Origin of the sequence: Kitasatospora sp. SolWspMP-SS2h, from assembly GCF_003259315.1 — a bacterium.
Lineage (GTDB): Bacteria > Actinomycetota > Actinomycetes > Streptomycetales > Streptomycetaceae > Kitasatospora > Kitasatospora fiedleri.
In genome coordinates this window covers 18274-44404 of sequence record NZ_QLLT01000026.1, presented here as the reverse complement: position 1 = coordinate 44404, position 26131 = coordinate 18274, and the positions used below count along the sequence as shown (strand labels likewise).

21 protein-coding genes and 2 tRNA genes are annotated in these 26131 nt (G+C 71.6%); 19 read left to right on the top strand and 4 right to left on the bottom strand.

Annotated features, from left to right (window positions below; all coding sequences use genetic code 11):
• The first annotated feature begins 1 nt into the window (after position 1).
• On the top strand, positions 2-1030 hold the full coding sequence (locus K353_RS27255; protein ID WP_111556176.1) for a LysM peptidoglycan-binding domain-containing M23 family metallopeptidase: 1029 nt from the start codon (positions 2-4) through the stop codon (positions 1028-1030).
• A gap of 157 nt (positions 1031-1187) precedes the next feature.
• Here the strand turns inward: K353_RS27255 and K353_RS27250 are convergent.
• Positions 1188-1261 (bottom strand) — tRNA-Gly (locus K353_RS27250).
• 160 nt (positions 1262-1421) lie between these two features.
• Between K353_RS27250 and K353_RS27245 the strand changes: the two genes are divergently transcribed.
• The 5 genes from K353_RS27245 (at position 1422) to clpX (ending at position 6276) form a co-directional block, all read left to right on the top strand.
• Positions 1422-1495 (top strand) — tRNA-Pro (locus K353_RS27245).
• A gap of 240 nt (positions 1496-1735) precedes the next feature.
• Positions 1736-3124 (top strand): trigger factor, encoded by a 1389-nt coding sequence (tig, locus tag K353_RS27240; protein ID WP_111556175.1) that lies wholly within the window; start codon positions 1736-1738, stop codon positions 3122-3124.
• A 250-nt stretch (positions 3125-3374) separates the two neighbouring features.
• Positions 3375-4004: an ATP-dependent Clp protease proteolytic subunit gene (locus tag K353_RS27235; protein WP_282206501.1), complete on the top strand. Its 630-nt coding sequence runs from the start codon at positions 3375-3377 to the stop codon at positions 4002-4004.
• Between the two features lie 44 nt (positions 4005-4048).
• On the top strand, positions 4049-4711 hold the full coding sequence (locus K353_RS27230; RefSeq protein ID WP_111556174.1) for an ATP-dependent Clp protease proteolytic subunit: 663 nt from the start codon (positions 4049-4051) through the stop codon (positions 4709-4711).
• Between the two features lie 278 nt (positions 4712-4989).
• Positions 4990-6276, top strand: coding sequence for an ATP-dependent Clp protease ATP-binding subunit ClpX (gene clpX, locus K353_RS27225; RefSeq protein WP_014135752.1), 1287 nt, complete (start codon positions 4990-4992; stop codon positions 6274-6276).
• Positions 6277-6418: 142 nt separating this feature from the next.
• Here clpX and K353_RS27220 read toward each other — a convergent pair whose 3' ends face one another.
• The gene (locus K353_RS27220) at positions 6419-7216 is read right to left on the bottom strand and encodes a hypothetical protein (protein WP_111556173.1); all 798 of its coding nucleotides are present in this window, start codon (positions 7214-7216) and stop codon (positions 6419-6421) included.
• 48 nt (positions 7217-7264) lie between these two features.
• On the bottom strand, positions 7265-8218 hold the full coding sequence (locus K353_RS27215; RefSeq protein WP_111556172.1) for a hypothetical protein: 954 nt from the start codon (positions 8216-8218) through the stop codon (positions 7265-7267).
• 162 nt (positions 8219-8380) lie between these two features.
• Between K353_RS27215 and K353_RS27210 the strand changes: the two genes are divergently transcribed.
• Both K353_RS27210 and K353_RS27205 read left to right on the top strand, forming a co-directional pair.
• Positions 8381-11020, top strand: a complete 2640-nt coding sequence (locus K353_RS27210) for a valine--tRNA ligase (protein ID WP_111556171.1) — start codon at positions 8381-8383, stop codon at positions 11018-11020.
• A 273-nt stretch (positions 11021-11293) separates the two neighbouring features.
• Positions 11294-11824 carry a hypothetical protein gene (locus K353_RS27205; protein ID WP_100836140.1) on the top strand — a complete coding sequence of 177 codons (531 nt, stop codon included), beginning with the start codon at positions 11294-11296 and terminating at the stop codon, positions 11822-11824.
• Positions 11825-11887: 63 nt separating this feature from the next.
• Here K353_RS27205 and K353_RS27200 read toward each other — a convergent pair whose 3' ends face one another.
• Positions 11888-13435, bottom strand: a complete 1548-nt coding sequence (locus K353_RS27200; RefSeq protein ID WP_111556170.1) for a chitinase — start codon at positions 13433-13435, stop codon at positions 11888-11890.
• Between the two features lie 169 nt (positions 13436-13604).
• On the opposite strand from K353_RS27200, the gene K353_RS27195 reads away from it, so the two are divergent.
• The 11 genes from K353_RS27195 to K353_RS27145 all read left to right on the top strand — a co-directional run bounded on the left by K353_RS27195 (position 13605) and on the right by K353_RS27145 (position 26061).
• Entirely contained in the window at positions 13605-14996 is a 1392-nt protein-coding gene (locus tag K353_RS27195) for a folylpolyglutamate synthase/dihydrofolate synthase family protein (protein WP_111556169.1), read from the top strand.
• Between the two features lie 6 nt (positions 14997-15002).
• The gene (locus K353_RS27190) at positions 15003-15380 is read left to right on the top strand and encodes a DUF4233 domain-containing protein (protein ID WP_111556168.1); all 378 of its coding nucleotides are present in this window, start codon (positions 15003-15005) and stop codon (positions 15378-15380) included.
• A gap of 96 nt (positions 15381-15476) precedes the next feature.
• Positions 15477-15890: a nucleoside-diphosphate kinase gene (ndk, locus tag K353_RS27185; RefSeq protein ID WP_100836136.1), complete on the top strand. Its 414-nt coding sequence runs from the start codon at positions 15477-15479 to the stop codon at positions 15888-15890.
• Between the two features lie 364 nt (positions 15891-16254).
• A complete protein-coding gene (locus tag K353_RS27180; RefSeq protein WP_030458241.1) occupies positions 16255-17280 on the top strand; it encodes a rod shape-determining protein in 1026 nt (341 codons plus the stop codon).
• A gap of 90 nt (positions 17281-17370) precedes the next feature.
• Complete coding sequence (gene mreC / locus K353_RS27175; RefSeq protein ID WP_111556167.1) at positions 17371-18306, top strand: rod shape-determining protein MreC; 936 nt, start codon at positions 17371-17373, stop codon at positions 18304-18306.
• On the top strand, positions 18306-18950 hold the full coding sequence (mreD, locus tag K353_RS27170; protein WP_111556166.1) for a rod shape-determining protein MreD: 645 nt from the start codon (positions 18306-18308) through the stop codon (positions 18948-18950). Before mreC ends, mreD begins: the two co-directional genes overlap by 1 nt.
• Positions 18951-18971: 21 nt before the next feature.
• Entirely contained in the window at positions 18972-21206 is a 2235-nt protein-coding gene (gene mrdA / locus K353_RS27165) for a penicillin-binding protein 2 (RefSeq protein ID WP_111556165.1), read from the top strand.
• Complete coding sequence (gene rodA / locus K353_RS27160) at positions 21203-22402, top strand: rod shape-determining protein RodA (protein ID WP_111556164.1); 1200 nt, start codon at positions 21203-21205, stop codon at positions 22400-22402. Before mrdA ends, rodA begins: the two co-directional genes overlap by 4 nt.
• A gap of 85 nt (positions 22403-22487) precedes the next feature.
• Positions 22488-24416, top strand: a complete 1929-nt coding sequence (locus tag K353_RS27155) for a TIGR03960 family B12-binding radical SAM protein (RefSeq protein WP_111556163.1) — start codon at positions 22488-22490, stop codon at positions 24414-24416.
• A 93-nt stretch (positions 24417-24509) separates the two neighbouring features.
• Entirely contained in the window at positions 24510-25154 is a 645-nt protein-coding gene (locus K353_RS27150) for a hypothetical protein (RefSeq protein ID WP_146616579.1), read from the top strand.
• A gap of 133 nt (positions 25155-25287) precedes the next feature.
• Positions 25288-26061, top strand: coding sequence for a TIGR03936 family radical SAM-associated protein (locus K353_RS27145; protein ID WP_100836129.1), 774 nt, complete (start codon positions 25288-25290; stop codon positions 26059-26061).
• Positions 26062-26131 lie beyond the last annotated feature (70 nt).

The window sequence follows — 26131 nt, the reverse complement described above, 5'->3', positions numbered from 1 at the left end:
CATGTCCGTCCAGGGCAAGCACCGCAAGCCGCGCCTGACCACCATCGCCCGCATCGCCATCGCCGCCGGCGTGGTGGGTGCCGCGGTCGGCCTCCCGGTCTCCGCCGCCTCCGCGCACGGCACCGCCGACCACCAGGACGGCGGCCGCCAGTGGGCCAACGTCTCGGTCGACGCCACCCCCGTCGCCGACACCACCGGCCACCCCGCCGGTGACGCCGCCGCGCAGACCTACAGGGTCGCCGCCGGCGACACCCTCTCGAAGATCGCCACCGCGAAGAACGTGGACGGCGGCTGGGAGAAGCTCTACCAGGACAACCGCTCGGTCATCGGCGGCAACCCGAACCTGATCTACCCCGGCCAGCAGCTGAGCGTCAACGGCCAGGCCGCCCCGGCGACTTCGGCCGCCACCTCCTCGGACGCCGCGGCCACCGCCGCCGCCCCGAAGACCCCGGCCAAGACCGAGGCCCCGGCCGAGGCGAAGGCCGCGACCCCGGCTCCCGCCAAGGCCGAGGCCAAGACCGAGGCCAAGACGGAGGCCAAGGTCGAGAAGTCGTCCTCGGCGAAGTCGTCGACCGCCACCGCCTCCACCGGTTCGAGCAGCGCCGGCTCCGCCGCGAGCTCCTCCTCCGGCTACGTCGCCCCCGCGCCGGGCAGCGTCACCACCGGCTACAAGGTGGCGGGCTCCAGCTGGTCCAGCGGCTACCACACCGGCATCGACTTCCCGGTCTCCACCGGCACCAGCCTGAAGGCGATCGCCGGCGGCACCGTGGTCTCGGCCGGCAACGGCGGCGCCTACGGCAACCAGGTCGTCATCAAGCTCGCCGACGGCAAGTACGCCCAGTACGCGCACCTCTCCTCGATCTCCGTCTCGGCCGGCCAGTCCGTGACGGCGGGGCAGCAGATCGGCCTGTCCGGCGCCACCGGCAACGTCACCGGCCCGCACCTGCACTTCGAGATCCGCACCACCCCGGACTACGGCTCCGACATCGACCCGGTCGCCTACCTGGCGGCCCACGGCGTCAACGTCTGATCCCCGGCACCACCCCCCGGAGGCCCCGCGCGACCCACCGCGCGGGGCCTCCGGGCCGTCCGCGGGGCGGGAGGGGGCGGCCGGAGGGCGGGGCCGCTGCGCCGGAGCGGGAACGGCGACGGCCCCGACCGCTGGGCGGTCGGGGCCGTCGGCCTCGTGGAGCGGGTGACGAGAATCGAACTCGCGTGACCAGTTTGGAAGACTGGGGCTCTACCATTGAGCTACACCCGCAGGGAAGCGCCCTCCGCCACCGTGCGGTGGTGAGGACTGGCCCAGCGTACCTGGTCGGGTCGGTGGATTGCACACTCCTTCCCGTTGTCGGCTCGTCCCCGGCTCGTCGATATCGCCCCGGGCGGGGGCGGGTCGACGTGTACTCTTCTGCTCGGCACCACGGGGTGTGGCGCAGGTTGGTAGCGCGTCCGCTTTGGGAGCGGAAGGCCGTCGGTTCGAATCCGGTCACCCCGACCGTGTGCGGCAGGGTCTCGTCGGTGGGCGGGGCCCTGTTGTCGTTGCGGCCCCGTCGTCGCCGCGCCCCGCCGCCGTGGCTCCGCCGCCGTGGTTCCCGGCCCCCGGGCTCCCGGCCCCCGGTGCCGGGCACAGCCGCTTTCGTGGTACCGGTAGGATGGATCGCTGGCGGTAGTACGGACAGCAATGCAGCCCCAACCGCCTATCGCCCTGACCGCAAGCCCCCTAGGAGACCCAACCGTGAAGAGCGCCGTCGAGACTCTGAACCCCACCCGGGTTCGACTCACCGTCGAGGTGCCCTTCGAGGAGCTCAAGCCCAGCCTCGACGCGGCGTACAAGAAGATCAACCAGCAGGTCACCGTTCCGGGCTTCCGCAAGGGCAAGATCCCGAACAAGGTGATCGACCAGCGCTTCGGTCGTGGCGCGGTGCTGGAGGAGGCCGTCAACGACGCGCTTCCGCGCTTCTACACGCAGGCCGTCGACGAGGGCCAGATCGACGTCCTGGGCCAGCCCGACATCACCGAGATCGAGGGTGTCGAGAACCTGGCGGACGGCGGGGACCTCAAGTTCACCGCCGAGGTCGACGTGCGCCCCGAGGTCACCCTGCCCGAGTTCTCCGAGATCGCCGTCGTGGTCGACCCGATCGAGGTCGGCGACGAGGACGTCGAGAAGTCGCTGGAGCAGCTGCGCGAGCGCTTCGCCTCCGTCAAGGACGTCGAGCGCGCCGCCGGCGAGAACGACATCGTGGTGGTCGACCTGGAGGCCAAGGTCGACGGTGAGGTGCCGGAGGACGGCACCGCCACCGGCGTGAGCTACGAGATCGGCTCCGGCCGCCTGCTGGACGGCATCGACGAGGCCGTGATCGGCCTGTCCGCCGGTGAGTCCAAGACCTTCACCACCACCCTCAAGGGCGGCACCCAGGTGGGCAAGGACTCCGAGGTCACCGTCACCGTGACCGCCGTCCAGGAGAAGGAGCTCCCGGCCCTGGACGACGAGTTCGCGCAGCTGGCGAGCGAGTTCGACACCCTCGAGGAGCTCCGCGCCGACTCCGTCAAGCGCCTTGAGCGGATGAAGGAGTTCGACCAGGCCACCCAGGCCCAGGAGAAGGTCCTCGACGAGCTGCTCTCGCGGGTCGAGATGGACTACCCGGAGAAGCTGCTCGCGGACGAGATCGGCACCCGCAAGCACAACCTGGAGCACCACCAGCTGGAGCCGATGGGCCTGACCCTCGACACCTACCTCGCCTCCCAGGACAAGTCCCGCGAGGACTACGAGAAGGAGACCGAGGAGCAGGCGAAGAAGGGCATCAAGACCCAGTTCGTGCTGGACCAGATCGTCAAGAACGAGGAGCTGGGCGTCAACCAGGAGGAGCTCACCGAGCACCTCATCCGCCGCGCCGCCGGCTCCGGCCTCACCCCGGACCAGTTCGCCCAGCAGGTCGTCCAGGGCGGCCAGGTGCAGCTGCTGGTCGGCGAGGTCGCCCGCGGCAAGGCGCTGGCCCTGGTGGTCGAGGCCGCCAAGGTGACCGACACCAACGGCGAGACCGTCTCCTTCGAGGACGACGAGGAGGAGACCACCGAGGCCGCCGAGGCCGCCGCGGAGACCTCCGAGGAGTCCGCCGAGGCCTGAGCCTCCTGACCGTCGGACCGCCGACGGGGCGTCGAAGCACCGGGAAAGGGCCCGGACACCGCAGGGTGTCCGGGCCCGTTCGCGCGTTCCCGGGCCGTCCCGGACGCGTTCGGCCTGCTCACCCTGCGCTCACAGCGAACAGTTCTGCGTGGGGGATTCAGCGGCGGGGCCTGCGCGTTAGGGTCGGTGGACAGCGACACACACGCAGATCGACTGAGCAGGTGGCTAAGTGACGTTCCCGCAGATGCAGATGCCTGGCCCGATGGCACCGCACGCCGCCGGCGGCGACGTGGGTGGCGGCCTGGGCGACCAGGTCTACAACCGGCTGCTCAACGAGCGCATCATCTTCCTCGGCCAGCAGGTCGACGACGACATCGCCAACAAGATCACCGCCCAGCTGCTGCTGCTCGCGGCGGACCCCGAGAAGGACATCTACCTCTACATCAACTCCCCGGGTGGATCCATCTCGGCCGGCATGGCGATCTACGACACCATGCAGTACATCAAGAACGACGTGGTCACCATCGCGATGGGCATGGCGGCGTCGATGGGCCAGTTCCTGCTGACCGCGGGCGCCAAGGGCAAGCGCTTCTCGCTGCCGAACGCCAACATCCTGATGCACCAGCCCTCCGCGGGCCTCGGCGGCTCCGCCACCGACATCCGGATCCAGGCCGAGCAGCTGCTGCGCACCAAGAAGCGGATGTCGGAGCTGATCGCCTTCCACAGCGGCCAGTCCTTCGAGCAGATCACCCTGGACTCCGACCGCGACCGCTGGTTCACGCCGGAGGAGGCCAAGGCGTACGGCCTGATCGACGAGATCATGCACAGCGCCGCGGACGTCCCGGGCGGCGGCGGCACCGGCGCCGGCCTGGCCGGCTGACCGGCATCGGAACCCTGACCGCACGCTTCGGAGGACCAGAAACCATGAACATCCCCAGCCTGTCCGGTGCCAAGGCCCGCCTGGAGGACATGCGCGCCGAGGGCCGCTACATCGTCCCGCGGTTCGTCGAGCGCACCTCGCAGGGCATCCGCGAGTACGACCCGTACGCCAAGCTGTTCGAGGAGCGCATCATCTTCCTCGGCTCGCAGGTGGACGACGTCTCGGCGAACGACATCATGGCGCAGCTGATCTGCCTGGAGTCGATGGACCCGGACCGGGACATCTCGCTCTACATCAACTCGCCCGGCGGCTCGTTCACCGCGCTGACCGCGATCTACGACACCATGCAGTTCGTGAAGCCGGACATCCAGACGGTCTGCATGGGCCAGGCGGCCTCGGCCGCCGCGGTGATCCTGGCCGCCGGCACCCCCGGCAAGCGCCTCGCCCTGCCGAACGCCCGCATCCTGATCCACCAGCCGTACACCGAGACCGGGCGCGGCCAGGTGTCCGACCTGGAGATCCAGGCCAAGGAGATCTTCCGGATGCGCGAGCAGCTGGAGACCATGCTGGCCAAGCACTCCAGCAAGGACGTCGAGCAGGTCCGCGAGGACATCGAGCGCGACAAGATCCTCACCGCCGAGGAGTCGCTGGAGTACGGGCTGATCGACCAGATCGTCTCGACCCGGAAGAACTCGTACACCGACTGACCTTCCCGCCCCGGGGCGGTGCGTACGTGACGTACGCCCCGCCCCGGGGCGTTCCGGTCCTGGCGTCCGTCCCGCACAATGGCAGTCGGGACACGTGCCCGCGACGGCATCTGTTCGGTATCAATTCGCCCAGGGCGTAGGGCAGACCGGTCGAAGTCGGCGGAAACGACGGCTCGGCAGAGTACCGTCGGATACCAGACCGACCGCCGACGGCGCAGCCGGTCTCACAGCACCAGGCCCCGACCCCCGCGGGGCCCCTGGCGAAGGGGAAGCACCTCGTGGCACGCATCGGAGACGGTGGCGACCTGCTCAAGTGCTCGTTCTGCGGCAAGTCGCAGAAGCAGGTGAAGAAGCTGATCGCCGGGCCAGGCGTGTACATCTGCGACGAGTGCATCGACCTGTGCAACGAGATCATCGAGGAGGAGCTCGCCGAGAGCTCCGAGGTGCGCTTCGAGGAACTGCCGAAGCCCCGCGAGATCTACGAGTTCCTGGACCAGTACGTGGTCGGGCAGGACCTCGCCAAGAAGGCGCTGTCGGTCGCGGTCTACAACCACTACAAGCGGGTCCAGGCCGGCGAGGCCGGGCGCTCCGGCTCCGGCCGGGACGACGCGATCGAACTGGCCAAGTCCAACATCCTGCTGCTGGGCCCGACCGGCTCCGGCAAGACGCTGCTGGCGCAGACCCTGGCCCGGATGCTGAACGTGCCGTTCGCGATCGCGGACGCCACGGCGCTGACCGAGGCCGGCTACGTCGGCGAGGACGTCGAGAACATCCTGCTGAAGCTGATCCAGGCGGCCGACTACGACGTCAAGAAGGCCGAGACCGGGATCATCTACATCGACGAGATCGACAAGGTCGCCCGCAAGAGCGAGAACCCGTCGATCACCCGGGACGTCTCCGGCGAGGGCGTGCAGCAGGCGCTGCTGAAGATCCTGGAGGGCACCACCGCCTCGGTGCCGCCGCAGGGCGGGCGCAAGCACCCGCACCAGGAGTTCATCCAGATCGACACCACCAACGTGCTGTTCATCGTGGGCGGCGCGTTCGCGGGCCTGGAGCGGATCATCGAGGGCCGGGCCGGCGCCAAGGGCATCGGCTTCGGCGCCACCATCCGCTCCAAGCGCGAGGTGGACTCGGCGGACCACTTCCGCCAGGTGATGCCGGAGGACCTGGTGAAGTTCGGGATGATCCCCGAGTTCATCGGCCGTCTGCCCGTCATCACCAGCGTGCACAACCTGGACCGCGAGGCGCTGCTGCAGATCCTCACCGAGCCGAAGAACGCGCTGGTGAAGCAGTACCGCAAGCTGTTCGAACTGGACGGCGTGGAGCTGGAGTTCACCCGGGACGCGCTGGAGGCGATCGCCGACCAGGCGATCCTGCGCGGCACCGGCGCGCGCGGTCTGCGGGCCATCATGGAGGAGGTGCTGATGTCCGTGATGTACGAGGTGCCGTCCCGGCAGGACGTCGCCCGCGTGGTGGTCACCGGGGACGTCGTCTCCAAGCACGCCATCCCGACCCTGGTCCCGCGCGACATGATCAAGCGCGAGCGCCGGGAGAAGAGCGCCTGAGTCCGGCGCTTCGCCGCCCGGCCCGACACGGAAGGGCCCCGCACCGGTTCACCGGTGCGGGGCCCTTCCGTTCGTTCGTCCGAGCGTCTTGCGGCGCGGGGCCGTTGGTCGGCCCGGAGGTCCGCTTCCGGGGCCCGGAGGGCTACTTGGCGACCTCGGAGACCTGGCGCAGCTCGCGGGTGTCGGCGGCGACCTTGTCGAGGTCGACACCGTCGGCCTTCTCCATCACCAGCACCACGGCGGAGTAGTCGGCCCAGACGCAGACCGCCAGGTCGGGGGTGTCGCCGCTGGTGACGAGGCCGCAGGACATCGAGCCGCCGAGCGGACCGGCGTCCACCGACTTCTTCTGGGTGACGGTGTCACCCTCCTTCTCCATGTCCTTGAACTGCTGGTCGACCTGGTAGGACGGCCGGGTCACCTTGCCGTAGCCGCCGGCCGCGATCAGCACCCGGCTGCCGTCCTCCGAGCCGTAGACGGCGGCGACCGTCTCGTCCGGCTGGAGCGAGTCGGGGTCGGAGGCCGAGTCCTGCTTCATCTGCTCGGCCATCTGCTGGGCGGTGTCCGCGCCGGCCTCGCTGCTCATGCCCTGGAAGGTCGGGGGCATGACGACCTTGTACTTGCCGGACTTCGAGACGGTGTCGTAGGCGAGGTAGCCGACCACGCCGGCGCCGGCCAGGATCACCGCGGACACGATGGACAGCGTGACCCACAGGCCCTTGCGGGACTTCTTCGGCGGGGCCGGGTAGCCGCCGGGGGCGCCGGCCGGGTAGCCCTGCTGCGGCAGCGGGGCGCCGCCCCAGGACTGCTGCTGCGGCGGCTGCTGACCGGGGTGGCCGTATCCGGGCTGCGGGGCGGGCGCGCCCTGCGGGGGTATCGGGGCGCCGGGGGGCTGCGGCGGCCCGAAGCCGGGCTGCGGCGGGCCGAACTGGTGGTCGGACACGGCTGGGGCTCCGTTCACGCGGGGAGGTGGTGCTGGCGGGGTCGGGTGCTACTTGGCGACGGTGGAGGCGTCCCGGAGCTGGCGGGCCAGCGCGGCGACCTGGTCGACGGTCAGCTGCTTGCCCTTGGGGTCGAGGCTGTTGGTCGTCACCGAGCCGATCGTGGAGTGGGTGGCGAACACGCACACCGGCACGCTCGGGGCGGCGGCGGCGGAGGTGCCGCCCTCGGCGCCGATGGTGCCGCAGCGCAGCCGGCTGCCGGAGTCCTTCGGGTCCTTGGCGTCGACGTCGGACAGCTTCTGCTTCCAGACCGCCTTGCCGCCGTCCGTCGAGCCGCCGGAGTCGTCCGAGCTGTTCATCGCCTCGTCCAGCTTGGCGACCAGGACGTCGATCGCCTTGTCCGGGTCCTTGACGGTGCCCCAGCTGCCGCCGAAGCTGGCCAGGTCGGTGGTGTTCTTCTGGTAGGTCACGCTGAGCGAGCCCTCGAAGGTGCCGACGGCCTCCAGGCCCTTCAACTCGCCCTTCTCGTTGGACGACTTCTTGGTGTAGCCCGCCACGCTGTCCTGCACCACGAGCTTGTACTTGCCCGCGGTGTCCGAGCCGGAGCCGCCCTTCAGCCCCCACCACAGGCCGCCGCCGACCACGGCCACGCCGAGCACGACCACCAGCGCGATGATCCCGCCCCGGCCCTTCCTGGCCGGCGCGGGCGGCGGCGGGTACCCGCCGTAGCCGGGCTGCTGCTGGGGCGCGCCCCACTGCTGCGGGGGCTGCGGCGGCTGGCCGTAGCCGGGCTGCGGGGCCGGGGGCTGCTGCGGGTAGCCGTAGCCGGGGGGCTGCTGCTGGGGCGCGCCGTACGCGGGCGGTTGGGGCTCGCCGTACGCGGGCGGCTGGGGGGCGCCGTAGGCCGGCGGCTGGCCGTAGCCGGGCTGCGGAGGGGGAGCGCCGTACGGCTGCTGCGGCTGCCCCTGCGGATACTGCTGCGGTCCCTGCCCCTGGCCGTACATCGTCGTCAGTCTCCCCCGCCGCTTGCGCGTTCCGCGGCCCTCTTGTGGTCGGTCGAGTGGTCGAGCATGCGGCACGCTATCGTACGGTCCCCCCACCGTGCCCGAGTGGTCCGGACACCGTCGGTTCGTAACCGAGGTCCGCACTTCCGTAAACTGTTCGTCGTGACCGACACGACGAACCAGCGCCCCGCGAACTCGCACCCCGGGGACGACGCAGCCACCCTCCCGACGACCTACGCCCCGGCCGAGGTAGAGGGCGAGCTGTACGAGCGCTGGGTGGAGCGCGGTTACTTCACGGCCGACGCGAAGAGCGAGAAGCCCCCGTACACCATCGTCATCCCGCCCCCGAACGTCACCGGCGCGCTGCACCTGGGCCACGCCTTCCAGCACACGCTGATGGACGCGCTGACCCGCCGCAAGCGGATGCTCGGCTTCGAGGCGCTGTGGCTCCCGGGCATGGACCACGCGGGCATCGCCACCCAGAACAAGGTGGAGCAGCAGCTCGCCGAGGCCGGCCTGTCCCGGCACGACCTGGGCCGGGAGGCCTTCGTCGACAAGGTCTGGGAGTGGAAGGAGAACTACGGCGGCCGGATCCTCGGCCAGATGCGCCGGCTCGGCGACGGCGTGGACTGGTCGCGCGAGCGCTTCACCATGGACGAGGGCCTCTCGCAGGCCGTCCAGACCATCTTCAAGAAGCTCTTCGACGACGGCCTGATCTACCGCGCCGAGCGCATCATCAACTGGTGCCCGCGCTGCCTGACCGCGCTCTCCGACATCGAGGTCGAGCACGAGAACGTGCCCGGCGAGCTGGTCTCGATCCGCTACGGCGACGGCGCGGACGCGATCGTGGTCGCCACCACCCGCGCCGAGACCCTGCTGGGCGACACCGCGGTGGCCGTCCACCCGTCCGACGAGCGCTACGCGCACCTGGTCGGCCGGACGGTCAAGCTGCCGCTGACGGACCGTGAGATCCCGGTCGTCGCCGACGAGCACGTCGACCCGGAGTTCGGCACCGGCGCCGTCAAGGTGACGCCCGCGCACGACCCGAACGACTTCGCCATCGGCCAGCGGCACGGCCTGCCCAACCTGACGGTGATGGACGACCGCGGCATCATCACGGTGCACGGCCCGTTCCTCGGCCTGGACCGGCTGGAGGCCCGCTCCGCCGTGGTCGGCGCGCTGCGCGAGCAGGGCCGGATCGTCGCCGAGAAGCGCCCGTACGAGCACGCGGTCGGCCACTGCTCGCGCTGCCACACCGTGGTCGAGCCGCGGCTGTCGCTGCAGTGGTGGGTCAAGGTCGAGCCGCTGGCGAAGGCCGCGGGCGACGCGGTCCGCGACGGCCGGGTCGAGATCCACCCGAAGGAGCTGGAGCGCCGCTACTTCGACTGGGTCGACAACATGTACGACTGGTGCATCTCGCGCCAGCTCTGGTGGGGCCACCGCATCCCGGTCTGGTACGGCCCGGACGGCGAGGTCGTCTGCGTCGGCCCGGACGAGCAGCCGCCCGCCGGCGAGGGCTGGACCCAGGACCCGGACGTGCTGGACACCTGGTTCTCCTCCGGCCTGTGGCCGTTCTCCACCCTGGGCTGGCCGGAGCGCACCGCCGACCTGGAGAAGTTCTACCCGACCGACGTCCTGCTGACCGGCCACGACATCATCTTCTTCTGGGTCGCCCGGATGATGATGTTCGGCCTGTACGCGATGGACGGCGAGGCCCCGTTCAAGACGGTGGCGCTGACCGGCCTGGTCCGCGACGAGTTCGGCAAGAAGATGTCGAAGTCCTCCGGCACCGCCGTCGACCCGCTGGACTGGATGGACGCCTACGGCGCCGACGCCGTCCGCTTCACGCTGGCCCGCGGCGCCAACCCCGGCGCCGACGTGCCGATCGGCGAGGACTGGGTCAAGGGCTCGCGGAACTTCTGCAACAAGATCTGGAACGCCACCCGGTTCGCGCTGATGAACGGCGCCACCGTCCGGGGCCCGCTGCCCGCGCCGGAGGAGCTCACCGCCGCGGACCGCTGGATCCTCTCCCGGCTGAACGCCACGGTGGCCGAAGTCGACGCGCTCTACGAGGACTTCGAGTTCGCGAAGGTCTCCGACGCGCTGTTCCACTTCGCCTGGGACGAGGTCTTCGACTGGTACGTCGAGCTCTCCAAGACCACCCTGAACGGCGGCGGCCCGCGGGCCGACCACGCCCGCCGGGTGCTCGGCGAGGTGCTGGACGTGACGCTGCGCCTGCTGCACCCGATCGTCCCGTTCGTCACCGACGCGCTGTGGACGGCGCTGACCGGCGCCGAGTCGGTGGTCGTCGCCGAGTGGCCGACGGACTCCGGCTACCGGGACGCCGACGCCGAGTCGGAGATCGCCCTGCTGCGGCAGGTGGTCACCGAGGTCCGCCGGTTCCGCAACGACCAGGGCCTGCGCGACACCCAGAAGGTCCCGGCCCGGCTGGAGCTGGCCGGCCACCGGCTGGAGGTGCACGAGGCGGCGATCCGCGCGCTGCTGCGGCTGACGGTGCCCGAGGAGGGCTTCCACGCCACCGCCGCGCTGCCGGTGGCCGGCACCACCGTCGCGCTCGACCTGTCCGGCACCATCGACGTGGCGGCCGAACGCAAGCGCCTGCAGAAGGACTTGGCCGCCGCCGAGAAGGAGAAGGCGCAGACCACCGGCAAGCTCGGCAACGAGGCCTTCCTGGCCAAGGCGCCGGACGAGGTGGTCGCCAAGATCCGCGTCCGGCTGGCGGCCGCCGAGGCCGACATCGAGCGGATCACCGCCCAGCTCGCGGCGCTGCCGCAGGGCTGACCGCGGGCCGGCAAGGGCCGTCGCTCCCGTCGGGGGCGGCGGCCCTCCGCCTTTTCCCGGGTTGTTCCCGACGGGTTGTCAATTCCCTTGCCCGCGCGTCGCGGTATCGCCGGAGCACCCCCTATTCGGCGTCATTGTGCGGCAATTGACCCGTCGCGCCATTTGGAATGCATTGCGTTGCCCACCCGCGCGCGTTCAGCGACCTTTGCACACCGGATGTGTACGGTGGGCGGAAGTTCCCATTCGGGCGGGGCACGAACGGAGGGCACGCACATGATGGCGACCGGGGAGTTGGCCGACGAACTTCCGGACGAACTTCCGAGGGAAGAGGTGGAGGCGGCCAAGGCCCGGGCGGCGACGCTGCTGCTGGCATTCCGGCACGGAAACCAGATCGCCTTCGACACCGAGCTGGACCGGCTGCTCGCCGAGCACGTCGAACGCGAAGTGGCCACCCTGCTGGTGTGGATCGCCGCCGAGGCGGTCCGCAAGGCGTACGCCCCCGAGGTCGCCGACCGGGTGCTGCGCGGCCTGGCCCGGCGCGCCCCGCACGACACCTCGCAGGTGCCGGTGGACGAGGAGGCGGCCGGCGCCGCCCTGCTGCTGGAGGCCGTCGCCGCGGGCGACGTCGCCCAGGTGCGCGCCCTGGTGGCCGGCACCCCCGACACCACCTACCTGCTCGGCGGCCTGGTGCAGGCGGTGGCGATGATGCTGCCGCTGCTGCCGGAGGGCGAGGCCGAGGAGATCGCCGCCGAACTGCGCCGCCGGCACGCGGGGCGGCTGCCGACGCCCCGCGCGACGTACTGACGGCTCGTCACCGCGCGTCCCGGCCCGGGCGGTTCCCGCACCGGGACGCGGCCGGACGAAGGGTCACGGCATCGCGTGCAGGTGCGCCCCCACGGTGGTGGCGATCGGGTTGCCCGCGGTGGCGTCCCAGTTGGTGGACCAGGTCATCGCGCCGCCGATGGTCGGCCACTTGGCCGGCGGGACGAAGCTGCCGCAGTTGGTGCCGGCGGCCAGGCAGTCCAGCGCGTTGTTCACCACCGACGGGCTGATGAAGCCGCCGCCCGCCGCGCTGGTGGAGGCCGGGACGCCCAGGCCGACCTGGTCGGGCCGCAGGCCGCCCTGGAGCTGGATGCAGGCCAGGCCGGTGAGGAAGTTCTCGGTGCCCTGCGAGTAGACCCCGCCGTCGCAGCCGAGCATCGCGCCGCTGTTGTAGTACTGCATGTTGACGATGGTCAGGATGTCCTTGGTGGCCAGCGCCAGCTTGAAGTACTCCCCGCCGGTGGACTGCATGCCGATGGTCTCCGGGGCCATGGTCAGCACGAAGCCGGACCCGACCTTGGCCGCCAGGGCGTGCAGCGCCTGCGCCATGTAGGTGGAGTTGACGCCGTTCTCCAGGTCGATGTCGATCCCGTCGAAGCCGTACTGCTGGATCAGGGCGTACGCCGAGTTGGCGAAGTTGGCCGCGGCGGCGGAGTCGGCCACCGAGACGGTGCCGTTCTGCCCGCCGACCGAGATGACCACCTTCTTGCCGGCCGCCCGCTTGGCCGCGATGTCGGCCTTGAACTGGGCCTCGGTGTAGCCGCCGAGCTTGGAGGAGAGCGTCGGGTCCAGGGTGAAGCCCAGCCCGCCCGGGGTGCCGGTGGCGTCCGCGAAGGCCACCGCGATGATGTCGTACGCGGCCGGGACGTCGCTGATCCGCTGCGGCGTCGCGCCGTTGTAGAAGTCCTGCCAGTAGCCGGTCAGCAGGTGCCGGCGGGGCGGCGCGGTCGGGCTGCTCGACGCCGACGGGGACGGCGAGGGCGAGGCGCTGGTCGAGGGGGACGGCGACGGGGTCGGCGAGGTGCCGGTCGAGGGGGAGGACGAGGGCGACGGGCTGGTGCCGTTGCCCGGCCCGACCAGCGAGACCCGGTCGACCAGAAACGGGGTCTGCCCGTACCAGCCGTGGAACCAGACCGACACCGAGGTGGTGGCCGCGCCGGTGGTGAAGGTGGAGGTCAGGGTGTTCCACCCGGCGTTGGAGCTCCAGGTGGACGGGTCGGTGCCGCCGGTGCCGGTGACGCCCGCGAACACGTAGCTGCCCTGCACCACGGTGCTCAGGGTGTACGTGGAGTTGGGCAGCACGGTGACGGTCTGGCTGCAGTTGGCGTAGTCGTTGCCGGCCGGGGAGCCCTGGAGGTCCCAGCCGGTGGCGGCGTTGTTCACCGCGGTGACGGTCGGGCCGCAGGTCCACGGGCTGAGGTGGTTGCCGGCCGAGAAGTCGCCGTTGACGACCACGTTCACGTTGGGCGCGGCGGCGGTGGCCGTGCCGGTACCGGTCAGGACCAGGCCGACCAGGCCGGTGGAGGCCGCCAGCAGTCCGGCGAGCAGGGCCCGCCCGGCGCGCGGGCGGGGACGGGGCTGTGGTGCACGCATGCCATCTCCAGGTGGGGGAGTGTCGATGGGGGGTGCGGTGCGGGAAGCTCGGTGCGGGGAGCGGGTGGGAGCGACTCACACGGTGGAGTAGACCAATTCCGGTGTCAAGGGGGCCTGCGGGCCGGGGTGCCCGTCCGGCCGCGGCGCACGGAGTCCTTAGACTGGCGGGGTGAGCGACAAGGCCGAGCCCAACCCCTACACCGTCCGCCCCGCCGACGCCGGCGGCACCGACCCCGAACTGCGCGCCGTCGAGGCCGAGCTGGCCACCCGCTGGCCGGAGAACAAGCTGGAGCCCTCGCTCGACCGGATCGAGGCGCTGATGGACATCCTCGGCCAGCCGCAGCGCTCCTACCCCTCGATCCACATCACCGGCACCAACGGCAAGACCTCCACCGCCCGGATGGTCGAGCAGCTGCTGGGCGCCTTCGAGCTGCGCACCGGCCGCTACACCTCCCCGCACGTGGAGTCCGTCACCGAGCGGATCAGCCTGGACGGCGCGCCGATCAGCCCGGAGAAGTTCGTCGAGACCTACCGGGACGTCGAGCCCTACGTGCGGATGGTCGACGCCGCCCAGCCGGTCGCGATGTCCTTCTTCGAGGTGCTCACCGGCATGGCCTACGCCGCCTTCGCCGACGCGCCGGTGGACGTCGCGGTGGTCGAGGTCGGCATGGGCGGCTCCTGGGATGCCACCAACGTGATCGACGCCCAGGTCGCGGTGATCACCCCGATCGGCCTGGACCACACCGACAAGCTGGGGGAGACCACCGGCGAGATCGCGGTCGAGAAGTCCGGGATCATCAAGCCCGGCGCGCTCGCCGTGGTCGCCCAGCAGCAGCTGGACGCGGCCGAGACGATCCTGCGCCGCGCCGTCGAGGTGGACGCCACGGTGGCCCGCGAGGGCCTGGAGTTCGGTGTGCTGCGCCGCGAGGTCGCGGTCGGCGGCCAGCTGGTGACCTTGCGCGGCATCGGCGGCCACGAGTACCCGGAGCTCTTCCTCCCGCTGCACGGCGACCACCAGGCGCAGAACGCCGCGCTGGCGCTCGCCGCGGTCGAGGCGTTCTTCGGCATCGGCCAGGGCGGCGCCGAGCACCTGGACGAGGAGAAGGTCCGGCAGGCGCTGTTCGGCGTCTCCTCCCCGGGCCGGCTGGAGGTGGTCCGGCGCAGCCCCACCGTCATCCTGGACGCCGCGCACAACCCGCACGGCGCGCAGGCCGCGGCCAGTGCGATCGGCGAGGCGTTCGGCTTCACCAAGCTGGTCGGCGTCATCGCCACCAGCGGCGACAAGGACGTCACCGGCCTGCTGGAGGTCTTCGAGCCGATCCTGGCCGAGGTCGTGGTCACCCAGAACTCCACCCACCGCGCGATGCCGGTCGACCGGCTGGCCGCCCTCGCCGTCGAGGTCTTCGGCGAGGACCGGGTGCAGGTCGAGCCGCGCCTGGACGACGCGATCGACGCCGCCGTCACCCTCGCCGAGGAGGAGGACCTCGGCGGTGCCGGCGTCCTGGTCACCGGCTCCGTCATCACGGTGGGCGAGGCGCGCCTGCTGTTCGGAAGGAAGTAGCCGCCGATGCGCACCCTGTGCTCCTCCACCCTGATCGGCGAGGCCCTGCTGATCATGTTCGCCGGCCTGGTGGCGATGAAGCTCACCGACGTCGGCACCGGCACCATCTGGGCGGTCAGCGCGGTGGCGATCGCGCTGTGCGTGCTGCTGTGCGGCGTGATCACCCGCCCCGGCGCGGTGTACGTCGGCTGGGCGCTGCAACTGGCCGTGCTGGCCGCCGGGCTGGTGCTGCCGACCATGTACGCCTTCGGCGTGGTGTTCGGCGGCCTGTGGTGGTGCTCGGTCCACTACGGCCGCAAGATCGACGAGTTCAAGGCCCGGCGGGCCGCCGCCGAGTCGGCCGCCGCCGAGTCCCCTGTCGACGGGGCCCCGGCTCCGGCCTGACCGGCCTGACGTGGGACTGGGCGACGGGGTGCCGGCCCGGCCGGGGTAGTGTCGGGGGCACAGTCAGGCACGACCGAACACCTCAGGAGCCGTACCGTGTCCCAGCGCACTCTCGTCCTGCTCAAGCCCGACGCCGTGCAGCGCGGCCTGGCCGGCGAGATCATCAGCCGGATCGAGCGCAAGGCCGGCTGGCGGTTCGCTGCGATGGAGCTTCGCACCTTCGACCGCGCCACCCTGGAGCAGCACTACGCCGAGCACGTCGGCCGCGACTTCTACGAGCCGCTGCTGGGCTTCATGACCTCCGGCCCGTCGATCGCGCTGATCGTCGAGGGCGAGAACGTCGTCCCCGGCATCCGGGCGCTGGCCGGCGCGACCGACCCGCTGGCGGCCGGCGCGGGCACCATCCGCGGCGACTACGCGACCATCACCCGGGAGAACCTGATCCACGCCTCGGACTCCCCGGAGTCGGCCGAGCGCGAGATCAAGATCTTCTTCCCCGCGCACGCGTGAGGGTCCGGTAGCGATCCGGTGCTCCGTGCCCCCGCCGGGCATGGGGCGCCGCCCACGGGGAACGAGCAGCTCAGGGGCCGGACGGCGGATCGGGTTGCTCCCTCTGGGCGTTAATCCTCAAATCACGGAACCCTACCCTCCGACACGGCGTCCCAATGCCAGGAGAAGCTGATTCGCCCCCGGAGAATGGGCGGCACGCCGTAGCCGCCGCCCGCGCTGACCGGCGTGACTACGATGGACCCAACTCACGGGCACGGAGCGGCTGCTCAGCCGCCGTCAGCCCGTTCGCGGGCTCGCACGGCCGGCCCGCTCCCCGCCCTTGATCCGAACTCGGGAAGGCACTCGACATCCCATGGCGAACAACCTGTCGTTTCTCGGCCGGGACCTGGCGATCGACCTAGGCACCGCGAACACGCTGGTGTACGTCCGGGGCAAGGGCATCGTGCTGAACGAGCCGTCGGTGGTGGCCGTGAACACCAACACCGGCGGAATCCTCGCGGTCGGGGCCGAGGCGAAGAAGATGATCGGCCGGACCCCCGGCAACATCGTCGCGATCCGCCCGCTCAAGGACGGCGTGATCGCCGACTTCGAGATCACCGAGCGGATGCTGCGGTACTTCATCATGAAGATCCACCGCCGCCGCTACCTGGTCCGCCCGCGGGTCGTGGTCTGCGTCCCCTCCGGCATCACCGGCGTCGAGCGCCGCGCCGTGGTCGAGGCCAGCATGCAGGCCGGCGCCCGCCAGGTGCACATCATCGAGGAGCCGATGGCCGCGGCGATCGGCTCCGGCCTGCCCGTGCACGAGCCGACCGGCAACATGGTGGTCGACATCGGCGGCGGCACCACCGAGGTCGCGGTGATCTCGCTCGGCGGGATCGTCACCGCGCAGTCGCTGCGGGTCGCCGGCGACGAGCTGGACAGCGCCATCGTCCAGCACATCAAGAAGGAGTACAGCCTGCTGCTGGGCGAGCGCTCCGCCGAGCAGATCAAGATGTCGATCGGCTCCGCGTTCGGCCTGGAGGGCGAGAAGGACGAGCACGCCGAGATCCGCGGCCGCGACCTGGTCTCCGGCCTGCCGAAGACCGTGGTCATCTCGGCCGCCGAGGTCCGCGAGGCCATCGACGAGCCGGTGAACTCGATCATCGACTCGGTCAAGACCACGCTGGACCAGTGCCCGCCGGAGCTCGCGGGCGACGTGATGGACCGCGGCATCGTGCTCACCGGCGGCGGCGCCCTGCTCCGCGGCCTGGACGAGCGGCTGCGCCGGGAGACCGGCATGCCGGTGCACATCGCGGAGAACCCGCTGGACTCGGTGGCGCTGGGGGCGGGCAAGTGCGTCGAGGAGTTCGAGGCACTGCAGCAGGTCCTGGACGCCCAACCGCGTCGTTGAGCGCCGTCGGGCGCCGTTGAGCAAGGCAATCCGAACTACACACCGAGCTGAGCCGATGAGCATGCAGCACGAAGGGGCGGCGGCAGCACCGTGAGGGACACCCGAGAGAGCCGACTACTGCTGGTCCTGCTGGTGGTGGTGGCCTTCGCCCTGATCACCGTGGACATCAAGGGCGGCCAGGACTCGCCGCTCGGCGGCGCCCGCCGGGCCGCGGCCTCCGCGCTCGGCCCGGTGGAGAACGCCGCGGCCGGCGCGGTCGATCCGGTCGCCGGCTACATCCGGGCGGTCCGCGACGCCGGCACCCACCAGCAGCGGCTCGACCAGATCACCCGGGAGAACACCGAGCTGCGCCAGAAACTGGCCTCCTCGGACGCCGCGGCCGGCCGCACCAAGCAGCTCGACGACATGCTGCACACGGCCGGCTCCGGCGGCTACACCGTCAAGGCCGCCCAGGTCATCGCGATCGGCGCGGCCCAGGGCTTCTCCTGGACCATCACCATCGACGCCGGCAGCGACGACGGCCTGACCCGCGACATGACCGTGATCGACGGCCAGGGCCTGGTCGGCCGGATCACCACCGTCGCCCCGACCACCGCGACCGTGCTGCTCGCCTCCGACCCCGGCTTCACCGCCGGCGTCCGGCTGGAGGGCGGCGGCGAGATCGGCTTCGCGGCCGGGCAGGGCGCCTCGCCGATGCGGATCGAACTGCTGAACGGCCGGGCCCAGGTCAAGGCCGGCGACCGGCTGGTCACCTTCGGCTCGCAGAGCGGCCGCCCGTTCGTGCCCGGCGTGCCGGTCGGCACCGTCAAGGAGGTGCAGGCCACGCCCGGGCAGCTGACCAAGACGATCCTGGTCGAACCGTACGTGCAGTTCACCCGGCTCGACCTGGTCGGCGTGGTGGTCGTCCCGCCGCGCACCGACCCGCGGGACGCCGTGCTGCCGCCGGTGCCCGCCGCGTCCGCCGGCGCCGCGGGCAACCCGCAGGCGCCGATCGCCGCCGTACCGCCGACCACCGGGGGGAACTGATGCCGCGCCCGAGCCGCGTCCTGCTGTCCGCCGTGCTGCTGGTGCTGGCCCTGGTGATCCAGGTCAGCGTCCTCGGCCGGCTCCAACTGCCCGGCGCCACCCCGGACCTGCTGATGCTGGTGGTGGTCGGCCTTGCCCTGGTCTACGGCCCGACCAGCGGCTGCCTGGTCGGCTTCTGGGCCGGCCTGCTGGCCGACCTCGCCCCGCCCTCCGACCACGCGGTCGGCCGGTACGCGCTGGTGCTCTGCCTGGTCGGCTACGGCGCCGGCCTGCTCCGCCCGGAGGGCGGCCGGCAGCGCTCGGCGCTGTCCGCGCTGGGCGTGGTGGCGGTCGCCGCGGTGCTCTCCACCCTGCTGTACGCGACGGTGGGCGCGCTGGTCGGCGACACCGCGGCCCGGCACGTCGGCCTGACCGGCCTGGTGTTCAGCGCCCTGCTGTACGACGTCCTGCTGGCCCCGTTCACGGTGCCGCTGGTGATGCTGCTGGCCCGCCGCTTCGACGGCGACCGGGCGGTCAACGAGACCGAGCGCGGCGCGGACGGCGGCTCCGGCCTCGGCGCGCTGGCCCGCTACCGGACCACCCGCCAGCCCTCCGCCGCCCCCTACAAGAAGAAGCGCGCGCTCGGCCTCGCCAAGCGCCCCTGAGCCGGGACGGAGACCGCGCACGTGAGCAACATCCCCGAGACCGGCCGGACCCGCCGGGTGACGATCCGGCTGGTCGTCCTCCAGGTGCTGGTCCTGTCGCTGCTGGCCACCCTCGGCGGCCGGCTGTGGTACCTGCAGATCCGCAACGGCAAGGAGTTCACCGAGAAGGCCCAGGGCAACCACATCCGCGAGGTGGTGGAGCCCGCCGTCCGCGGCGAGATCCTGGACGCCTCCGGGCGGATCCTGGCCGGCAACGAGACCAAGCTGGTGGTGTCGGTCTCCCGCACCGCGCTGCTCCAGCAGAAGGACCGCGGCAAGGCGGTGCTCTCCCGGCTCGCCGAGGTCCTGGGCGTCCCGGCCGAGGACGTGCAGAACAAGGTCCGGCTGTGCGACGCGAAGACGCCGCAGCCCTGCTGGAACGGCTCCCCGTACCAGCCGATCCCGGTCACCCAGCAGGCCACCACCCAGCAGGCGATGCAGATAATGGAGCGCCGCGAGGACTTCCCCGGCGTCACCGCCCAGCCCACCGCGCTGCGCCGCTACACCAACGCGGAGGGCGCCAGCGCCGCCCAGATCCTCGGCTACCTCTCGCCGGTCACCGACGACGAGGTCACCAAGACCGCCGACAAGGCCGGCCGGGAGCGCCGCCTGCCCTCCGACCAGATCGGCCGGGCCGGCCTGGAGTCGGTGTACGACGACGACCTGCGCGGCACCACCGGCGTCGACCGGCTGGAGGTCGACAACCTCGGCCGGGTGATCGGCAGCGCCGGCACCACCCCCGCGCAGTCCGGCAACAACCTGGTCACCTCGATCGACGCCCGGGTGCAGAAGGTGGTCGAGGACCAGCTGGCCCAGGCCATGGCCGAGGCCCGCAAGGTGTACGACAAGGAGAGCAGCAGGAACTACATCGCCGACTCCGGCGCGGCCGTCGTGATGGACGTGCACACCGGCCGGATCGTGGCGATGGCCAGCGCCCCCACCTACGACCCCAACCTCTGGGTCGGCGGCATCTCCGCCAAGGACTACGAGACGCTGAACAGCAAGGACTCCAACTACCCGCTGATCAACCGGGCCATCCAGGGCCAGTCCGCGCCCGGCTCCACCTTCAAGGTGATCTCCACCACCGCCGCCGCGCAGGCCGGCTACGACCTCAACGGGCACTACCCGTGCCCGAAGTCGCTGACCATCGGCGGCCGCGAGTTCAAGAACTTCGAGAGCGAGAGCTTCGGCGACATCTCGCTGGAGAAGGCCCTGGAGGTCTCCTGCGACACCGTCTTCTACGGCCTGGCCTACGACCAGTGGATGAAGGACGGCGGCCTCAAGCCCAAGAAGGACGCCCAGGACTGGTTCTTCAAGACCGCCCACGAGTTCGGCCTCGGCGCCAAGACCGGCGTCGACCTGCCCGGCGAGGTGGCCGGCCGGGTCCCCGACCGGCAGTGGAAGCAGTCCTACTACGACGCGATGAAGGACTCCTGGTGCGCGCAGGCGGCCAAGGGCGGCCACGAGTACGACGACGAGATCGCCCGCGAGAACTGCGTCGACGGCAACCAGATGCGCGCCGGTGACATGGTCAACTTCGCCATCGGCCAGGGCGACACCCTGGTCACCCCGCTCCAGATGGCCCGGATCTACTCGGCGCTCGCCAACGGCGGCACCCTGTACCGGCCCACCATCGGCAAGGCCGTGGTCAGCCCCGACGGCACCCTGGTGCGCGACATCGCCCCGCACGAGGACGGCAAGATCCCGGCCCAGGGCAAGCTGCTGGAGTACATCGACCAGGCCACCGCCGGCGTCATCACCTCCGGCACCGCCGCCTGGAAGTTCACCGGCTCCGGCTGGCCGCAGGGCAAGATCGAGCTGCACGCCAAGACCGGCACCGCCGAGGTCGCCGGCAAGCAGACCACCTCCTGGCTGACCACCTACAGCAACGACTACGCGGTGGTCATGACGATCAGTCAGGGCGGCACCGGCTCCGGCGGCTCCGGCGACTCGGTGCGCCGGATCTACCAGGCGCTGTACGGCGTCGACGACAAGGGCGCCATCGACAACTCCAAGGCGCTGCTGCCCAAGCCGCAGGCCGAACTGCCCAAGTTCAACCCGGACGGCACCGCGATCGTCCCCACCGCCTTCGGCTACGAGCCGGGCGCGACCTTCCTGGACCCGGCCCCGCCGGCCCGGGCCGGCCAGGTGTCCGGCGTGCTGCTCGCCGCCGTCGAACCCACCCGCGGCGGCGGGTACGGAAGGGGCCGGGCATGACCTCGTACGACTCCTACCGGACGGTCCGGCTCTCGCCCCGGCGCTCCTCGCTGGGCCGGGCGCTGGCCAAGGACTCCCCGCTGCGGCGGCTCGACTGGATCATGATCCTGGCGGCGCTGGCGCTCTCCGTGATCGGCTCGCTGCTGGTCTGGTCCGCCACCCGCGGCCGTGACCAGCTCACCCACGGCGACCCGCAGTACTTCCTGTACCGGCACCTGACCAACCTGGCGATCGGCATCGGCCTGTGCGTGGCGGTGATCCTGCTCGGCACCCGCCGGCTGCGCACCGCGGTGCCGTTCATCTACCTGGCCGTGGTGCTGATGCTGTTCGCGGTGCTCAGCCCGCTCGGCTCGACCATCAACGGCGCGCACGCCTGGATCCAGTTCGGCGGCGGCTTCTCCATCCAGCCCGCCGAGTTCGCCAAGCTGACGATCGTGATGGGCATGGCCGCGGTGCTGTCCGCCCGGGTCGACGCCGGCGAGCGGGAGGTCCCGCCCACCCGCAGCGTGCTCCAGGCACTGGCGGTGGCCGGCTTCCCGATGGCCGTGGTCATGCTGATGCCGGACCTCGGCTCGGTGATGGTCATGGTGGTCACCATGCTCGGCGTGCTGCTCGCCTCCGGCGCCGCCAACCGCTGGGTGGTCGGCCTGCTGGCCGGCGGCACCGCCGGGGCGCTGGCGATCTGGAAGCTCGGCGTCCTCAGCCAGTACCAGATCGACCGCTTCGCGGCCTTCGCCAACCCGGCGCTCGACCCGGCCGGCGTCGGCTACAACACCGCGCAGGCCCGGATCGCGATCGGCTCCGGCGGCCTGACCGGCATGGGCCTGTTCCACGGTACCCAGACCATAGGGCAGTTCGTCCCCGAGCAGCAGACCGACTTCGTGTTCAGCGTGGCCGGCGAGGAACTCGGCTTCGCCGGCGGCCTGGTGATGCTCGGCCTGCTCGGCGTCATCCTGTGGCGCGCCTGCCGGATAGCGCGCCACGCCAGCGACCTGTACGGGACGATCCTGGCGGCCGGCGCGGTCACCTGGTTCGCCTTCCAGGCGTTCGAGAACATCGGCATGAACCTCGGCATCATGCCGGTCGCGGGCCTCCCGCTCCCGTTCGTCTCCTACGGCGGCTCCTCGATGTTCGCGGTCTGGATCGCGGTCGGACTGCTGCAGTCGGTGCGCTCGCAGCGGCCGATAGGGGTCTGACCCCGCCACCGCGTGGAAACAGTGACCCTCGGGGCTCGGCTACCCTGAAGGGTCACTGCTTTTTCTGCCGTAAAGGTCCTTGCGCATGACTGTCGAATCGGTCTTCCCACGCCTGGAGGCCCTCCTCCCGCACGTCCAGAAGCCGATCCAGTACGTCGGTGGCGAGCTCAACTCGACCGTCAAGGACTGGGACGCCTGCGACGTCCGCTGGGCGCTGATGTACCCCGACGCCTACGAGGTCGGGCTGCCCAACCAGGGCACGATGATCCTCTACGAGGTGCTGAACGAGCGCGAGGGCGTCCTCGCCGAGCGCAGCTACAGCGTCTGGCCGGACCTGGAAGCGCTGATGCGCGAGCACGGCGTCCCGCAGTTCACGGTCGACGCGCACCGCCCGATCAAGGCGTTCGACGTGTTCGGCCTGTCGTTCTCCACCGAGCTCGGCTACACCAACATGCTGACCGCGCTCGACCTGGCCGGCATCCCGCTGAACGCCGCCGACCGCACCGTGGACGACCCGGTCGTCCTCGCGGGCGGCCACGCCGCGTTCAACCCGGAGCCGATCGCCGAGTTCATCGACGCGGCCGTGATCGGCGACGGCGAGCAGGCCGTGCTCGACATCACCGACATCGTCCGGGCCTGGAAGGCCGAGGGCCGCCCCGGCGGCCGGGACGAACTGCTGCTGCGCCTGGCGAAGACCGGCGGCGTGTACATCCCGCGCTTCTACGACGTCGAGTACCTCCCCGACGGCCGGATCGCCCGCGTCGTCCCGAACCGCCCCGGCGTGCCGTGGCGGGTCTCCAAGCACACCGTGATGGACCTCGACGAGTGGCCCTACCCCAAGCAGCCGCTCGTCCCGCTCGCCGAGACCGTGCACGAGCGGATGTCGGTGGAGATCTTCCGCGGCTGCACCCGCGGCTGCCGCTTCTGCCAGGCCGGCATGATCACGCGCCCCGTGCGGGAGCGAAGCATCACCGGCATCGGCGAGATGGTCGAGCGCGGGCTGAAGGCCACCGGCTTCGAGGAGGTCGGCCTGCTCTCGCTGTCCTCCGCGGACCACTCCGAGATCGCCGACGTCACCAAGGGCCTGGCCGACCGCTACGCCGAGGACAAGATCGGCCTCTCGCTGCCCTCCACCCGGGTCGACGCCTTCAACATCGACCTGGCCAACGAGCTCTCCCGCAACGGCCGCCGCTCCGGACTCACCTTCGCCCCCGAGGGCGGCTCCGAGCGCATCCGCAAGGTCATCAACAAGATGGTGTCCGAGGAGGACCTCATCAACACGGTGGCCACCGCGTACGGCAACGGCTGGCGTCAGGTGAAGCTGTACTTCATGTGCGGCCTGCCCACCGAGACCGACGAGGACGTGCTGCAGATCGGCGAGATGGCGAAGAACGTCATCGCCAAGGGCCGCGAGGTCACCGGCACCAACGACATCCGCTGCACGGTCTCGATCGGCGGCTTCGTCCCCAAGCCGCACACCCCGTTCCAGTGGGCCCCGCAGCTGTCCGCCGAGGCCACCGACGCGCGGCTGACCAAGCTGCGCGACTCGATCCGCGGCGACCGCAAGTTCGGCAAGAACATCGGCTTCCGCTACCACGACGGCAAGCCCGGCATCATCGAGGGCCTGCTCTCCCGCGGCGACCGCCGGATCGGCGCCGTCATCCGCGCCGTCTACGAGGACGGCGGCCGGTTCGACGGCTGGCGCGAGCACTTCTCCTACGACCGCTGGATCGCCTCCGCCGGGAAGGGCCTGGCCGGCACCGGCGTCGACGTGGACTGGTACACCACCCGCGAGCGCGGCTACGAGGAGGTGCTGCCCTGGGACCACCTGGACAGCGGCCTCGACAAGGACTGGCTCTGGGAGGACTGGCAGGACGCGCTGGAGGAGGTCGAGGTCGAGGACTGCCGCTGGACCCCGTGCTTCGACTGCGGCGTCTGCCCCCAGATGGACACCCACATCCAGGTCGGGCCCACCGGCAAGAAGCTGCTCCCGTTGACGGTGGTCAACAGCTGACGCGGCCTCACCCCCGGGCCCCCGCCACGACCCCGTGGCGGGGGCCCTTTGCCTGGGTCTTACCATCGGCTGATCGGTCGACGGGGAGTGACGGTGGCTCAGCAGGGCGGGGGATGCCTGGTCGCGGTGGTGCGGCCGGTGGTGGTGGCGGTCGTGGTGCCGCTGCGGCTGCTGTGGGAACTCGTGGCGCTGGTCGCCCGCGGGGTCGGGCGGCTGGTCGGCGGGGTGCTGCTGCGGCCGCTGCGCCTGCTCTGGCGGTGGGTGCTGGGGCCGCTGCTGCACTGGCTGGTGGTCGTGCCGGTCGGCCTGCTGTGGCGGTGGCTGGTGGTGGTGCCGCTGACCCGGCTGTGGCGGTGGGTGGTGCGGCCGGTCCCGGCGGCGCTGTGGAACTACGTGCTGGCCCCGATCGGGCGCGGGACGGCGTACCTGGCGGTCGGGTTCGGCCGGGTGGCCGCCTGGCTGGCGTACCACCTGGTCGCGGTGCCGGTCCGGGCGCTGTGGCGGTGGGTGCTGGTGCCGCTCGGCAGGGCGCTCCACCACGGCGTGTGGCGGCCGGTGCTGTTGCCGGTGCTGCGCGCGCTCTGCCTGGCGTTCCGCCGGGCCTGGCGGCTCGGCGGCCGGATCTGGCGCTTCACCGTCGTCGCCCCCTGCCGCTGGGTGCGCCGCGACGTCTGGTGGCCCGTCAAGGCGGAGGTCCGCCGGGTGGCCCGGGAGGTACGGCGGACGCTGCTCGGCTGACGCACCGCGTACCCTTGGTGGGGACAAGGTCCGGCCGGAGCCGCACGCGGTGCGAGGCCGGACGGGGACAACTGACGAAGGACTGAGCCCCCTGGCACGCCGCACGCCCGACGGTCCGCCGCCCGCGCCGACGGTGCAGCGCATCCGTCTCCGCTACACCAAGCGCGGCCGTCTGCGCTTCACCAGCCACCGGGACTTCCAGCGGGCGTTCGAGCGCGCGCTCCGCCGCTCGGCCGTCCCGATGGCCTACTCCGCGGGCTTCACCCCGCACCCCAAGGTCTCCTACGCCAACGCCGCCCCGACCGGCACCGCCAGCGAGGCCGAGTACCTGGAGATCGGCCTCGCCGAGCACCGCGACCCGGAGGCGCTCCGCCGCCAACTGGACGAGTCGCTGCCGCCCGGCCTGGACGTCACCGACGCGGTCGAGGTCGCCACCGGCAACTTCGTGGAGCGCCTGGAAGCCTCCGAGTGGCTGCTGCGCCTGCCCGGCGTGGAGCCCGCCGAGGCCGAGAAGGCCGCCGCCGTGTTCCTGGCCGCCGAGGCGGTCGAGGTCCAGCGGATGACCAAGAACGGCCTGCGCACCTTCGACGCGCGCGCCGCCGTCGCCGCGATCGAAACCGTCCCCGAGGGCTCCCCGCTGGTCGGGATCGGCGACAACACGGCCACGGACGGTGCGGACGATGTCCGCGCGGGCGCTCCCTGTGCGATACTGCGGCTGGTAGTACGACACGCCACACCCGCCGTACGACCCGACGACGTATTGTCCGGTCTCCGTTCGACGGCCGACCTCGCGCCGCCGGTCCCCGTAGAGGTGACCAGGCTGGCGCAGGGGCCGCTCGACGAGCAGACCGGCACGGTGACCGACCCGCTGGCGCTCGACCGCGCCGCGGCCGAGGTCGGCCGGTAGGCCGCCCCGCCGCGCGCAACCGCCGTCCGCCGAGTGGGCGGGAGCGCAGGCACGGAGGGAACTCCGGGCC

Bases quoted from the DNA above. Each gene is read 5' to 3' on its own strand.
- K353_RS27255 (WP_111556176.1), top strand. From the start codon at position 2: ATGTCCGTCCAGGGCAAGCACCGCAAGCCGCGCCTGACCACCATCGCC.
- K353_RS27235 (WP_282206501.1), top strand. From the start codon at position 3,375: ATGCCTGGCCCGATGGCACCGCACGCCGCCGGCGGCGACGTGGGTGGC.
- K353_RS27230 (WP_111556174.1), top strand. From the start codon at position 4,049: ATGAACATCCCCAGCCTGTCCGGTGCCAAGGCCCGCCTGGAGGACATG.
- K353_RS27215 (WP_111556172.1), bottom strand. From the start codon at position 8,218: ATGTACGGCCAGGGGCAGGGACCGCAGCAGTATCCGCAGGGGCAGCCG.
- K353_RS27205 (WP_100836140.1), top strand. From the start codon at position 11,294: ATGATGGCGACCGGGGAGTTGGCCGACGAACTTCCGGACGAACTTCCG.
- K353_RS27200 (WP_111556170.1), bottom strand. From the start codon at position 13,435: ATGCGTGCACCACAGCCCCGTCCCCGCCCGCGCGCCGGGCGGGCCCTG.
- K353_RS27190 (WP_111556168.1), top strand. From the start codon at position 15,003: ATGCGCACCCTGTGCTCCTCCACCCTGATCGGCGAGGCCCTGCTGATC.
- mreD (WP_111556166.1), top strand. From the start codon at position 18,306: ATGCCGCGCCCGAGCCGCGTCCTGCTGTCCGCCGTGCTGCTGGTGCTG.
- rodA (WP_111556164.1), top strand. From the start codon at position 21,203: ATGACCTCGTACGACTCCTACCGGACGGTCCGGCTCTCGCCCCGGCGC.
- K353_RS27155 (WP_111556163.1), top strand. From the start codon at position 22,488: ATGACTGTCGAATCGGTCTTCCCACGCCTGGAGGCCCTCCTCCCGCAC.